The sequence below is a fragment of the Streptomyces corchorusii genome (assembly GCF_001514055.1).
Taxonomy (GTDB): domain Bacteria; phylum Actinomycetota; class Actinomycetes; order Streptomycetales; family Streptomycetaceae; genus Streptomyces; species Streptomyces olivaceoviridis.
The window spans coordinates 23,083-36,759 of the sequence record NZ_KQ948354.1; the positions used below are offsets into that span (position 1 = coordinate 23,083).

At 67.8% G+C, this 13,677-nt stretch carries 11 protein-coding genes; 6 read left to right on the top strand and 5 right to left on the bottom strand.

The window, feature by feature from the left end; genetic code table 11:
- Positions 1-292: 292 nt before the first annotated feature.
- The 6 genes from AQJ11_RS10145 to AQJ11_RS10170 all read left to right on the top strand — a co-directional run bounded on the left by AQJ11_RS10145 (position 293) and on the right by AQJ11_RS10170 (position 7,431).
- Positions 293-1,321, top strand: coding sequence for an ABC transporter permease (locus AQJ11_RS10145; protein WP_244218184.1), 1,029 nt, complete (start codon positions 293-295; stop codon positions 1,319-1,321).
- 80 nt (positions 1,322-1,401) lie between these two features.
- Positions 1,402-3,165, top strand: coding sequence for an ABC transporter substrate-binding protein (locus AQJ11_RS10150; protein WP_014674778.1), 1,764 nt, complete (start codon positions 1,402-1,404; stop codon positions 3,163-3,165).
- A gap of 118 nt (positions 3,166-3,283) precedes the next feature.
- Entirely contained in the window at positions 3,284-4,264 is a 981-nt protein-coding gene (locus AQJ11_RS10155) for an ABC transporter permease (protein ID WP_014674777.1), read from the top strand.
- Positions 4,265-4,316: 52 nt separating this feature from the next.
- Positions 4,317-5,351 (top strand): ABC transporter ATP-binding protein, encoded by a 1,035-nt coding sequence (locus AQJ11_RS10160; protein ID WP_014674776.1) that lies wholly within the window; start codon positions 4,317-4,319, stop codon positions 5,349-5,351.
- Positions 5,352-5,374: 23 nt separating this feature from the next.
- Positions 5,375-6,418 (top strand): ABC transporter ATP-binding protein, encoded by a 1,044-nt coding sequence (locus AQJ11_RS10165; RefSeq protein ID WP_014674775.1) that lies wholly within the window; start codon positions 5,375-5,377, stop codon positions 6,416-6,418.
- Between the two features lie 254 nt (positions 6,419-6,672).
- Positions 6,673-7,431 (top strand): class I SAM-dependent methyltransferase, encoded by a 759-nt coding sequence (locus AQJ11_RS10170; RefSeq protein ID WP_014674774.1) that lies wholly within the window; start codon positions 6,673-6,675, stop codon positions 7,429-7,431.
- On the opposite strand, the gene AQJ11_RS10175 is transcribed toward AQJ11_RS10170, so the two are convergent.
- The 5 genes from AQJ11_RS10175 to AQJ11_RS10195 form a co-directional block, all read right to left on the bottom strand.
- Positions 7,428-8,549 carry an ABC transporter ATP-binding protein gene (locus AQJ11_RS10175; RefSeq protein ID WP_059262785.1) on the bottom strand — a complete coding sequence of 374 codons (1,122 nt, stop codon included), beginning with the start codon at positions 8,547-8,549 and terminating at the stop codon, positions 7,428-7,430. The two genes, AQJ11_RS10170 and AQJ11_RS10175, sit on opposite strands and share 4 nt — an antisense overlap.
- 13 nt (positions 8,550-8,562) lie before the next feature.
- On the bottom strand, positions 8,563-9,624 hold the full coding sequence (locus tag AQJ11_RS10180; RefSeq protein WP_059262787.1) for an ABC transporter ATP-binding protein: 1,062 nt from the start codon (positions 9,622-9,624) through the stop codon (positions 8,563-8,565).
- A 15-nt stretch (positions 9,625-9,639) separates the two neighbouring features.
- A complete protein-coding gene (locus tag AQJ11_RS10185) occupies positions 9,640-10,617 on the bottom strand; it encodes an ABC transporter permease (RefSeq protein WP_014674771.1) in 978 nt (325 codons plus the stop codon).
- A 92-nt stretch (positions 10,618-10,709) separates the two neighbouring features.
- Complete coding sequence (locus AQJ11_RS10190) at positions 10,710-12,503, bottom strand: ABC transporter substrate-binding protein (protein ID WP_059262789.1); 1,794 nt, start codon at positions 12,501-12,503, stop codon at positions 10,710-10,712.
- Positions 12,504-12,607: 104 nt separating this feature from the next.
- Positions 12,608-13,648 (bottom strand): ABC transporter permease, encoded by a 1,041-nt coding sequence (locus tag AQJ11_RS10195; protein ID WP_041665483.1) that lies wholly within the window; start codon positions 13,646-13,648, stop codon positions 12,608-12,610.
- Between the last annotated feature and the right edge of the window lie 29 nt (positions 13,649-13,677).

A 13,677-nucleotide genomic window follows, 5' to 3' on the forward strand; every position in this document is an offset into this window, starting at 1 on the left:
ATGCCGAAACGTTGGATTGAGGGGGGTCGATGTACGCATGTCGACACTCCACCGTCCGCATATCGAACGCCTTGCCCGTTTAGTCCGATTGACCCGATGTGAAGCACGGATTGATTACGGCGCGCTACCCGCGTAGCTACGGAACGATCAAGGAAGAGTAAAGAAGGTAAAGAGAAACCCAAGGCGGCCGAGAATTTATTGACCTTGAATGAATTGCGTTGAAAAAGTCCGGCGTAGCCCGTAGGGGAGCGCCCTGCGGAGTCATCAGACCCTCCCTTGGGCCAGGAGCACCATGACCCCCCCAACTCCATCCGCGGCTGCCCCGCTTGAGGTGACCGACGAGACCGTCGAGAAGTCGATCGCTTCGGACGGGTCGAAGGGCAGCGAGAGCCGGTCCCCCGGTCAGCTGGCCTGGCGTCGCTTCAAGCGGGACCGCGTTGGCGTCGCCTCGGCGATCATCGTGATCCTCTTCTTCGTGATCGGCCTCGCGGCGCCGCTCATAGCCAAGCTGTACGGCAAGGACCCGTACACGACGTACGGCATCAACACGCCCGGACTGCTGGGCGACAACGGCCTCCCGGCGAAGCCGAACGGCGGCATCGACAGCGAGTTCTGGTTCGGCATCGACCCGCAGCTCGGCCGCGACGTCTTCACCTTCCTGCTGTACGCGGTCCGCAACTCGCTGCTGCTCGCGACGGCGATCACGATCCTCATCATGATCGTCGGTGTGGTGATCGGCATCACCGCCGGCTACATCGGCGGCAAGACGGACTGGATCCTGGGCCGGGTCATCGACATCCTGCTCGCCTTCCCACAGCAGCTGTTCTTCGTGGCGTTCACGCCCGTGGTCCTCAGCCTCTTCGTGGCCAGCAACGAGGACACGCCCACCTCGATCGTCGTGATCTCCCTGATCACCCTCCTGGTCCTCTTCGGCTGGGCCTCCATCGCCCGGCTGCTGCGCGGTCAGGTGCTGGCCCTGCGCGAGCGGGAGTTCGTCGAGGCCGCGAAGGTCACGGGCGCGTCTCCGGCCCGCATCATCTTCAAGGAACTGCTGCCCAACCTGTGGACGCCCATCCTGATCCAGGGCACGCTCCTGCTGCCCGCGATGGTCACCACGGAGGCAGGTCTCGCCTACCTCGGCGTCGGTATGCAGGACCCGACCCCCGACTGGGGTGTCATGATCGGGTACGCCGCCGGCTTCTACCAGGACGACTTCACCTTCCTGCTCTTCCCCGGCATCTCGATGGTGATCTTCGTACTGGCCTTCAACCTCCTCGGTGACTCGGTGCGCGACGCGCTCGACCCGAAGACCAAGCGCTGACTCCGGCCCTTCTTCAGGACCACGGCAAGGACGCCGGGGTGCCGGGCTTCTCTCATCAACCCACTTCAAGGCAGGATGCGATGTCCTTCTCGCGCAGAAACTTCCTGATAGCCACCGGTGTTGCCGCCGCCTCCAGCTCCGTGCTGACCGCGTGCAGCAGCGGCAACTCCAGCAGCACCGGCACCGGCAAGCAGGAAGCGGCCAAGGCCCACACCACCACCGTCAAGATCGGCACGGCGGCGGACTCGCAGGGCCCGGCTCCGGAGGTCCCCGGCGCCAAGAAGGGCGGCAAGGTCTACCTGCTGAACGACGACGACTTCTCGCACCTCGACCCGCAGCGCGTCTACTACGCGTGGAACTCGCTGGCCGTGATCGTCCTCGCCCGCACCCTGACCGGTTACAAGGTCGGCGACGACGGCTCCATGACCCTGGTCGGCGACCTCGCCACCGACACGGGCACCATGAAGGACGGCGGCAAGACCTGGTCCTTCACCCTGAAGGACGGCGTGAAGTGGGAGGACGGCTCCGACGTCACCGTCGACGACGTCCGCCACGGCTTCGAGCGCGCCTTCGCCAACTTCATCACCGAGGGCGCCGTGTACGCCCAGACCTGGCTGTCGGGCACGCAGGAGTACCGCAAGTCCTACCCGGGTCCCTTCAAGGGCAACAAGCACCTCAAGTCGATCACGACGAGCGGGAAGACCATCACCTTCCACCTCTCCGAGGCGCGTCCGGACTTCAACTACGTCGTCGCGATGCACTCGTACGCGCCGAACCCGGTGAAGCACGACACCAAGCAGGACTACGACAAGAAGCCGTTCTCCAACGGCCCGTACAAGATCAAGTCGCACCAGACCGACAAGTCGATGGTCCTGGTCCGCAACGAGCACTGGGACCCGAAGACGGACCCGATCCGTAACGCGTACCCGGACGAGTTCGACTTCACCTTCGGCATCGAGGCGGAGACCGCCGCCGACCGTCTGATCGCCGACTCGGGCAACGACCAGTACGCCGTGTCCTGGCGGACCGTCCCGCAGTCGAAGGTCCAGCAGGCCACCGCCAAGGCCAAGGACCGCCTCTTCGAGGACCTGAGCAGCGGCACCAGCGTCTACTGGATCAACCAGACCCGCGTCACCGACATCAAGGTCCGCGAGGCCATCATCAAGGCCTGGCCGACCGCCGGCATCCGCTCCATCCAGGGCGGCGCGCACCGCGGTGACTACGCGACCGGCATCATGAGCCCGCTCGTCGCCGGCTACAAGTCGCAGGACGTCTGGGGCAAGCTGAAGAACCCGGCCGGCGACCCGGCCGCCGCCAAGGCGGTCCTGAAGAAGGCCGGCAAGCTCGGCACCAAGGTCGTCTACGCCTACCAGCAGGACCCGATCAACGCCAAGGTCAAGGTCGTCGTCGAGAACGCCCTCAAGGCGGCCGGCTTCGACGTCGTCACCAAGGGCATCGACTCCACCACCTGGTACGACCAGATCGGCAAGCTCGACAACGAGTTCGACATCTACTGGGGTGGCTGGTCCGCCGACTGGCCGACCGGTTACTCGGTCTTCCAGCCGCTGTTCGACAGCCACAACGTGGTGGACCAGGGCACCAACTACTGCCACCTGAAGAACCCGGACGTCGACGCGGCCATCAAGGCGGCCACGGCGGAGACGGACCAGGACAAAGCCAACGCCATGTGGGCCGCCCTGGACAAGCAGGTCACGGAGCTGGGCGCCTTCATCCCCGACGTCTACATGAAGCGCCTGTACCTCCACGGCTCGAAGCTCGGCAACGTCAAGATGGACCCGAACTTCGACGGCTGCATGCTCTACAAGATGTACGTCAAGGCCTGATCCACACCTGAGAGGTGGGGCGGCTCCGGCCGCCCCACCCTCGGCTCGTCCACCGGGCCCCCGGTCATCCCGTCCCGGCCCGTTCCGCACGACGGCCCTCCCAGGAAAGCCAACCCCCATGCTTCGCTTCCTCGTCCGCCGGCTCCTCGGCGCCGTGGTCACGCTGCTGATCATCAGCGCGGTCACGTACATGCTCTTCTACGCGGTGCCGCGCGACCCGTCCCGGATCGCCTGCGGCAAGGTCTGCACCCCGGAGACGCTCGACGTGATCCGGCACAACATGGGGATCTCGGACCCGCTGCCGGTCCAGTACTGGCACTGGCTTGAGGCCATTTTCGTGGGCCGCGACTACCCGGGCTTCGGCCACTGCGACGCCCCGTGCCTGGGCTACTCGTTCATCAACCGTGAGCCCGTCCTCTCGACGGTGTGGGACCGCTTCCCGACCACGGCCTCCCTCGCCATCGGCTCCGCGGTCGTCTTCCTGATCTTCGGTATCGGCACCGGCATGCTCGCCGCGGTGAAGCAGGGCAAGCCGCTCGACAAGATCGCCAGCTCGGCCTCGCTGGTCGCCTCCTCGATGCAGATCTACTTCGTCGGCCCGGTCGCCCTGTACCTCCTCGTCTACCAGTCGCACCTGCTGGACCAGCCCTCCTACACCCCGTTCAGCCAGAACCCGGGTGCCTGGTTCACCGGTCTGCTCGTGCCCTGGCTGGTGCTGGCGCTGATCTGGACCGCCAACTACACCCGCATGACCCGCTCGCAGCTCGTCGAGACGCTCACCGAGGACTACGTCCGCACCGCCCGCGCCAAGGGCATGTCCCGGCGCAACGTCTTCTTCCGCTTCGCCTGGCGCGGCGCCATGGGCCCGATCGTCACCATCTTCGGCATCGACATGGGCGTGCTGCTCGGCGGCGCGATGATCACCGAGAAGACCTTCAGCCTCCAGGGCATCGGCCTGCTCGCCGTGAAGTCGGTGATCAACAACGACCTGCCGATGCTGCTCGGTGTCATGATCATCACGGCCTCCTTCGTGGTGATCGCCAACATCGTCGTCGACGCCTGCTACGCCCTGATCGACCCGCGGATCCGGCTCGCCTGACCCCGCCCTCCTCCGCCAGCTACCCCGCATCACCCCCCTCTGGAGCGTCCCCGTGACGAGCACCGATTCGCAGCCCTTCCTGTCCGTCAAGGACCTGAAGGTGCACTTCTCGACCGAGGACGGCGTCGTCAAGGCCGTCGACGGCCTCTCCTTCGACCTCGTACGCGGCAAGACGCTGGGCATCGTGGGTGAGTCGGGGTCCGGCAAGTCGGTCACCAACCTGGCCATCCTGGGCCTGCACAACCCGGACAGCACGAAGATCGAAGGCTCCATCGAGCTGGACGGCGAGGAGCTGAACGGCGCCCCAGAGAAGACGCTGGAGCACCTCCGCGGCAACAAGATGGCGATGATCTTCCAGGACGCCCTGGCCTCGCTGTCGCCGTACCACACCATCGGCACGCAGATCGGCGAGGTGTACCGCAAGCACACCGGCGCCTCCAAGGCCGAGTCGCGGGCGCGGGCCATCGAGATGCTGAAGCGCGTCGGCATCCCCCAGCCCGACCGCCGGGTGGACAGCTACCCGCACGAGTTCTCCGGCGGTATGCGCCAGCGCGCGATGATCGCCATGGCGCTGGTGTGCGACCCGGAGCTGCTGATCGCCGACGAGCCGACGACCGCGCTCGACGTGACCGTGCAGGCCCAGATCATGGACCTGCTCAAGGACCTCCAGCAGGAGTTCGGCACCGCGATCATCTTCATCACCCACGACCTGGGTGTGATCGCGGACATCGCCGACGACGTGCTGGTGATGTACGGCGGCCGGTGCGTGGAGCGCGGCCCGAAGGCGGAGGTGCTGCGCACCCCGCAGCACCCGTACACCTTCGGTCTGCTCGGCTCCATGCCGAGCCTGGACGGCCCGGTGGACGTGCCGCTCAACCCGATCCCGGGCTCGCCGCCGTCGCTGCTGAACCCGCCGACCGGTTGCCGCTTCCACCCGCGCTGTGCCTTCGCGGAGAAGGTCCCGGACGGCAGGTGCGCCAAGGAGAGCCCGCTGCTGGAGATCGTGGACGGCCGCGGCAAAGCCTGCCACCTGACGGACGAGCAGCGTCGCGAGTACCTCACCGACACGGCTGCCAAGGCCCACTGACGTACAAGAGACGGAATTCACCAATGAGCGACACCACTCCCCTCCTGGACGTCTCCGGGCTGACCAAGCACTTCCCGATCAAGGGCGGCTTCCCGATCCGGCGCACGGTCGGCGCGGTGCAGGCCGTCGACGGCCTGGACTTCCAGGTCGCCGAGGGCGAGAGCCTGGGCCTGGTCGGCGAGTCCGGCTGCGGCAAGTCGACCACCGGCCGGCTCATCACCCGCCTGCTGGAGCCCACGGCCGGCACGATCACCTACCGCGGTCAGGACATCAGCCACGCGAACCGCAAGCAGCTCGCGCCGATCCGGTCCGAGATCCAGATGATCTTCCAGGACCCGTACGCCTCGCTGAACCCGCGGCACACGGTCGGCAAGATCATCTCCGGGCCGATGGAGATCAACGGCATCAACCCGCCCGGTGGCCGGGAGAAGCGGGTCCGCGAGCTCCTGGAGATCGTCGGTCTCAACCCCGAGCACTACAACCGCTTCCCGCACGAGTTCTCCGGCGGCCAGCGCCAGCGCATCGGCGTCGCCCGCGCCCTCGCCCTGGAGCCGAAGCTCATCGTCGCCGACGAGCCGGTCTCCGCGCTCGACGTCTCGATCCAGGCCCAGGTCGTCAACCTGCTCCAGAAGGTGCAGCGGGAACTGGGCATCGCGTTCGTCTTCATCGCCCACGACCTCGCGATCGTGCGGCACTTCTCCCAGCGCGTCGCGGTCATGTACCTGGGCAAGATCGTCGAGATCGGCGACCGCGAGGACCTGTACGACAACCCGCGTCACCCCTACACCCGGGCCCTGCTCTCCGCCGTCCCCGAGGCCACGGTGGACGAGGAGCCGCGCGAGCGCATCCGCCTGACCGGCGACGTGCCGTCGCCGATCAACCCGCCCTCCGGCTGCCGCTTCCGCACCCGCTGCTGGAAGGCGACCGAGAAGTGCGCCACGGAGGCGCCGCCGCTGGTGCAGGCGGAGGGCAACAAGCCGGGCCACCTGACCGCGTGCCACTACCCGGAGACGGAGCCCACGATCCCGGCCCCCCGTCTCTCCAAGGACCCCGAGGCGGCGGCCTGACACACCCCTTTCCGTCAGCCGCCCCCTTGCGGATCGGACTTTCACGGCCCATTGACCCGAGCCTCTGATCGTCCGCTCCAGGGGACGAGGGCCCGCGCCTCCCCAGGCACGGGCCCTCTTCCGCGTTCCGGGCGCCCGCTGTCCGCGGGCCCGCCTTCCGGGCCGGCCCGCGCCAACGGCCCCGCCGGTAGGAAGACTTCGGGAAGTACTCCGTTCCTGACCCACCGTTCAACACCGTGTGTCAGACTGCCGCGGTGGTGGATCACGTCTTTGCCGATCTCTCGTTCGCCGCTCTCTACGACAGCCTCAACCCCTGGGGACCGGGGGACGACTTCTACCTCGGTCTGCTGCGGGACGCCGGCTCCGTGCTGGACATCGGGTGCGGCACCGGCCGGCTGCTGCGGCGGGCCCGGGCCGAGGGGCACCGGGGGCGGCTGATGGGCCTCGATCCGGCCGCCGCCATGCTCGTCCAGGCGCGGCGGGCCCGGCCGGACGTCGAATGGGTGCTCGGCGATGTGCGGGTGCGGCGGTGGCAGGAGGACTTCGACCTCGTCGTCATGACCGGGCACGCCTTCCAGGAACTGGTGACGGACGAGGAGATCCGGGTCTGCCTGCGCGCCGCCCGCGAGGCCCTGCGGGACGGGGGGCGGCTGGTGTTCGAGACCCGCAATCCGGGTGCCCGTGCCTGGGAGCGGTGGACCCCGGACCGGGTGCACGAGATCACCGCCGCCGACGGCACGCCGGCGCGGGTGTGGCACGAGGTGCTGGGCGCGGACCTGGACCGGGGCCGGATCCGCTTCACGGAAACCTACGCCGGCCCCGCCTGGCCCGCCCCCCGGGTCAACCACAGCGTCCTGCGCTTCCTGGACGGCGGGACGCTGGCGGCCTTCCTCGCGGAGGCGGGCCTGACCGTCACCGCACAGTACGGCGACTGGAACCGGGGCCCGCTGACGGACACCTCCCCGGAGATCATCACGGTGGCCCGCCGGGATGACCCAAACGACAGGGCCTAGTCCGCCTGGCCCTCCTCCAGTGCCGCCAGTGCCGGGTCCAGGACGATGTCCTCCTCGCGGGCCTCGACGGTCGGCTCCTCCGGGAAGTGGCAGGCCGTCAGGTGGCCGCCCCGGTTGCCGGAGAGCTGGAGCAGCGGGGGTTCCTCGGCCGCGCACTTGTCCTGTGCCTTCCAGCAGCGGGTGCGGAAGCGGCAGCCGGAGGGCGGGGAGATGGGGGACGGCACGTCGCCGGCGAGGCGGATGCGCTCGCGCTGCTGCGCCTCCCCTTCCGTCAGGGTCACCTCGGGCACGGCGGACAGCAGGGCGTGGGTGTAGGGGTGCCGCGGGCGGGTGTAGATGGAGTCCCGGTCGCCCACTTCGATGATCTTGCCGAGGTACATCACCGCGACGCGCTGGGAGAAGTGCCGCACGATCGCGAGGTCGTGGGCGATGAAGACGAACGCGATGCCCAGTTCCCGCTGCACCTTCTGGAGCAGGTTCACGACCTGGGCCTGGATGGACACGTCCAGCGCGGAGACCGGCTCGTCGGCGACGATGAGTTTCGGCTCCAGGGCGAGGGCGCGGGCGACGCCGATGCGCTGGCGCTGGCCGCCGGAGAACTCGTGCGGGAAGCGGTTGTAGTGCTCGGGGTTGAGACCGACGATCTCCAGGAGCTCGCGGACCCGCCGCTCACGGCCGCCCTCGGGGTCGATGCCGTTGATCTCCATCGGACCGGAGATGATCTTGCCGACCGTCTGCCGCGGGTTCAGCGACGAGTACGGGTCCTGGAAGATCATCTGGATCTCGGACCGGATCGGCGCGAGCTGCTTGCGGTTCGCGTGGCTGATGTCCCGGCCGCGGTAGGTGATCGTGCCGCTGGTCGGCTCCAGCAGGCGCGTGATGAGCCGGCCGGTGGTCGACTTGCCGCAGCCCGACTCGCCGACCAGGCCGAAACTCTCGCCCTCGGCGACCTGGAAGTCCAGGCCGTCGACGGCCTGCACCGCGCCGACCGTCCGCCGGATCGGGAAGCCGCCCTTGACCGGGAAGTGCTTGACCAGCCCCGAGACCTTCAGCAGCGGCTCGCGCGCCGCGTCGTCACCGGCCTCGCGGGTGGTGGGGAGGACCAGGTCCTCTTTCATGACGGTTGTCCTCCTAGCCCAGACGGGGCCTGATCTCTTCGATGAAGATGGTGCGTTTCTGCTCCGCGCCCAGATGGCACGCCGAGCCGCGGTCCGGTCCCAGCAGCGGGCGCTCGGTGACGCACCGGTCCCCCGCGACCCGGTCCCGGAAGGTGCACCGGGGGTGGAAGCGGCAGCCGGTCGGCGGGTTGAGCAGGCTCGGCGGGGTGCCGGGGATCGGCGAGAGCGGGGTGCCGAGGTCGGAGTCCAGCCGGGGCATGGAGTTCAGCAGGCCCCAGGTGTACGGGTGTTGCGGCGCCCGGAGCACCTCGTCGACGGTGCCGCGCTCCACCGCGCGCCCGGCGTACATGACCATGATGTCGTCGGCCATGTCGGCGATGACCCCGAGGTCGTGGGTGATGAAGACGATCGCCGTGCCGAACTCCCGCTGGAGGTCCTTGAGCAGGTCCAGGATCTGCGCCTGCACGGTCACGTCCAGCGCCGTGGTCGGCTCGTCGGCGATCAGCAGGTCCGGGTCGCAGACCAGCGCCATGGCGATCATCGCGCGCTGGCGCATACCGCCGGAGAACTGGTGCGGGTAGTCCCGCGCGCGTTCCTCGGGGTTGGGGATGCCGACCTTGGCGAGCATCTCCACGGCCCGCTCCCAGGCGGCGCGCTTCGAGGCGCCCGTGTGCTTCATGTACGGCTCGGCGATCTGCCGGCCGATGGTGTAGAAGGGCGACAGCGCGGTGAGGGGGTCCTGGAAGATCATCGCCATCCGGTTGCCGCGGAGCTTCTCCATCTCCTTCTCGGTGGCGGTGATCAGTTCCTTGCCGTCGAGGAGGATCTCCCCGTCGATCGTCGTGAACATCGGGTCGTGCAGCCCGAGGATCGTCAGGTTGGTGACCGACTTGCCCGAGCCCGACTCGCCCACGATGCCCAGGGTCTTCCCGCGGTGCAGGTCGAAGGAGAGGCCGTCGACGGCCTTGACCGGGCCGTCCTCGGTGGAGAACGTCACCTGGAGATCGCGTACCGAGAGGAATCCGTCCGGCCCGGCCGGGGCCGGCGCCCCCTCGGCCTTGGTCACTGTGGTCACAATGGCTGGTTCTTCCTAGGAGAGCCGGATGCGGGGGTCGATCCACGCGTAGGTGATGTCGGTCAGGATGTTGATGATCAGGATGAAGAAGGCGCCGAACAGCATGACCCCCATCGTCAGCGGCAGGTCCTTGTTGACCGCGCCGTCCACGGCGAGCCGGCCGATCCCCTGGAGGGAGAAGGTCAGTTCGGTGACGACGGCGCCGCCCAGCATGGAGCTGACGTCGATGCCGAGCACGGTGACGATCGGGATGAGCGAGCCGCGCCAGGCGTAGCGCAGGAAGACGTACTTGCGTGACATGCCCTTGGCCCGGGCGGTGCGCACATGGTCCTCGGCGAGCTGTTCGATCATCGAGGAGCGTGCCATACGGGTGTACTGCGCGGTGAAGATCGTGGCCATCACGCAGACCGGGATCGACATCCCGACGAACCAGCCGACCGGGTCCTGGGTGAGGGGCACGTACTTGGGGTCCTCCATCCAGCCGGTGCTGTAGACGAGGACCGTCAGCACGATCGGGCCGAGGAAGTAGATCTGGAACGAGCTCAGCACCATGGACGCGCCGGTGGCGACCTTGTCGACCAGTGTCCCGCGCCGGTAGGCGGCGATCATGCCCGCGCCGACGCCGATGACGAGGAAGACGATCGCGCCGCCGGCGGTCAGGGTGAGGGTCAGCGGGAACCGGTCCATGATGGTGCTCCAGACCATGTCCCCCGAGTAGAACGACACGCCCAGGCAGGGGGCCGAGCAGTGCCCGGTCGGGAAGTCGCGGCCCGTCACGATGCCGGACATGAAGTCCCAGAACTGCTGGGCCAGGGGCAGGTTGAGCCCGAGGGCCTCCCGGATGTCCGCGAGCCGCTGGGGCGAACAGTCCTTGCCGCAGGCCAGGGAGGCGTAGTCGGAGGGTGCGGCCACGAAGAGGAAGAACGTCGCCGCCCCGATGAGGAAGAGCGTGACGAAGGCGCCGACCGTGCGCCGGATGATGAACTGAAGCATGGCGGGCTGGCTCTCTGCGGAGACGGTGGGTAGGGGGCGCTCGGACAAGGGGCGCGCTCGCTGCGGAGCGCGCCCCCTGGGTCAGCCGCGGGTCACTGCTTCAGGTACAGCCGGTTGATGTCGATGAGGCTGGACACCGAGCCGTAGCGGGCACCGCCCACGTTGGAGCCGGAGATCTGGAACTGCTTCGTGTACCACAGCGGAGCCGCCGGGATGACGTTCTCCAGCAGGTAGTGGTGCGCTTCCTTCCAGGTCTTGGCGGCGTCGGTCGGGTTCTGCGTCATGGCCTTCTTGATGAGGGCGTCGACCTTCGGGTCCTTGACGTGCGAGTAGTTCGCGGAGCCGTCGAAGACCTGCGAGCCGTCGTAGATCGGGGTGACGACCGTGCCCGGGGACGGCCAGTCCTGGCCCCAGCCGGTGATGTAGGCGTCGTACGGGTTCTTGAGCTTGCCGATCTGCTCGTAGTAGCTCGCGGAGTCGACCTCCTTGGCGACGACGTCGAACCCGACCTTGGTGAGGGCGTCCTCGATGGCGACCTTGCGCTTCTGGCCGGCCTCGCTGTTGGCGTAGGCGAAGACGATCTTCTTCTCGGCGGCCGGGACGCTCTTGAGGATCTCCTTGGCCTTGGCGATGTTGCCCTGCGGGGTCTTCAGCCGGCCGTAGGGGTCGTAGCTCGGCTCGTAGCCGGGCAGCGTCGGGGCGAAGTAGTTCGGCGCGACGTCACCGCCGTAGGCGCCGCCCTCACCGGCGATGAGGGACTTGGAGTTGACCGCGTAGGTGACGGCCTCGCGGACCTTCTTGTCCTTGACCCGGTCGAGGTTGAAGGCCAGGGTCATGACGTAGGGCTGGTAGCCCTTGACCGTGCGCTTGCTGGCCTCCGGGTTGTTGATGACGTCCTGGATCTGCGTGGCCTCGACGCCGTTGGTGAGCTGGATGGCGTTCTTGTTGTCGCCCTCGTCGGCGATCAGGCGCTTGGTCTGGGTGGACTCGGTGACACCGAACTGGATGGTGAAGCCGTCGACGTACTGGTGGCGCACGGAGTCGGTCTTCGGGTCCCAGTTGGTGTTCTTGACCAGCTTCAGGGTCTTGCCGGCCTTGTTCTCGGCGATCTTGTACGGGCCGGTGGCGACCGGCTTCTTCTCGTACCTCTCCTTGGTGTCGCCCTTCGCCGGGACGATGGAGTAGCCGGCCATGGCGAGCGTCTGCGGCAGGTCCGGGCGCGGCTGGTCGAAGTGGAAGACCACCGTCTTGTCGTCCGGGGTGTCCAGCACCGAGGCCGGCAGGTGCTTGCCGTCGAAGCCGCCGCCGGGCAGGGCCTTGCGGTAGTCGGTCCCGCTCAGCCAGTTCTGGAGGTAGGTCGGGCCGTCGAAGATGAACTTCGCGTACAGGCGCTCGACGCTGTGCCGGACGTCGGCCGACGTGATCGGGTTGCCGTTCTCGTCCTTGATGCCGTCCTTCAGCGTGAAGGTCCAGGTCTTGCCGCCGTCGGAGGACTTGCCGGAGTCGGTGGCGAGGTCGCCGACGACGGACACGTTGCCCTTGTCGTCCTCCTGGAACTGGGTCAGGCGGCGGAAGAGCAGGTTGGCGACCTGGCCGGCGTCGGAGACGTAGATCTGGCCGGGGTCCAGGTGCGACAGGCCCGCCTCCTGGTACACCGTGATCGTGCCGCCGGGTTTGGCGCCGGGCACGTCCTTCGCGGGTCCGGTCGAGCCCGCGGCGTCGACATAGGTGACCGCCTTCGACTGGACCGCCGCTTCCTTCTGGTCCTTCTTGGAGTCCTTGCCGGACTTGCCGCCCTCGTTCTTGGAGCAACCCGTGAGAGCCAGGGAGCCGGCCGCGATGGCGATCACTACGGCACGCGCTCCGCGGGCGCGATGAGACATCATGTGGCGAATCCACCTACCTGTCGGTTGTTATCCGTGAGATCTGCCGGGCGCCGGCCGGGTGCGGGCCGGCGGGGGCGGCAGTCACCCCCCACCCAACGGACGACCTACCGCCCGGACTTGGGGTCGAACGCGTCCCGTACGGAGTCCCCCAGGAGGTTGAAGCACAGGACGAAGATCACCAGCGCCACCCCGGGGAAGAACATGAACGCCGGGTCCTGCTCGGCGTACCGGGCGCCGGCGGCGAAGAGGCGTCCCCAGTCGGGCGTCGGCTCGACGAACCCCACACCCGCGAAGGACAGGAAGGCGATGCTGAGGATGGTGCTGGGCAGTTGGTACGTGAACTGCACCAGGATCGGGGTGACGACGTTGGGCAGGATCTCCTTGCGCACGATCCGCCACGGCGAGGCGCCCGAGACCTTGGCCGCCTCCACGAACTCCCTCTCGCGCAGGGACAGTACGGTCGACCGGACGATGCGGGCCATGCCCATCCAGCCCAGCAGCCACAGCACGATCAGCATGGCCAGGGCGCGGAAGTAGGTCGGCGTCTCCTCGCGGGGATCCACGAAGAAGGACGTGACGACGGGCATGAAGGCGATGAAGAACAGCTGTTGCGGGAAGGAGAGGAAGAAGTCGGTGCCACGGCCGATCCAGTAGTCCGTGCGACCGCCGGAGTATCCGCCGATCAGGCCGATCACGACACCGGTGACCATGATGAGCACGGTGATGCCGAGCGCCATGTACAGCGAGGTGCGCATGCCGTACAGCAGCATGGCGTAGAGGTCGCGGCCGTACTGCGGTTCGACGCCGAACCAGTGGTCGCCGGAGACGCCCCCCAAGTACCCCAGCGGAAGCCCGAATTCATCGAGGACGGGCTTGTCGGCGTAGGTGGGATCCTGGCCGTACAGGGTGTACGGATCAGTGCCCGTCAGCTTCACCAGCAGCGGTGCGAGCAGGGCGACGACGAAGTAGCCGGTCACCACCACGGCGCAGATGACGCCCGTGCGGTCGCGCTTGAAACGCAGCCACATCAGCTGGCCGGGGGACCGGCCCGCGAGCGTGACGGGTTCGCTCTTCGTCTCCGGCCCTGGTGCGCCGTCGACGACGGCCGAAGCCCCGCCGCCCTCTACATCGATAGGACTTGTCACGGTTCGTCCGTTTCACAGGTATAAGCGTG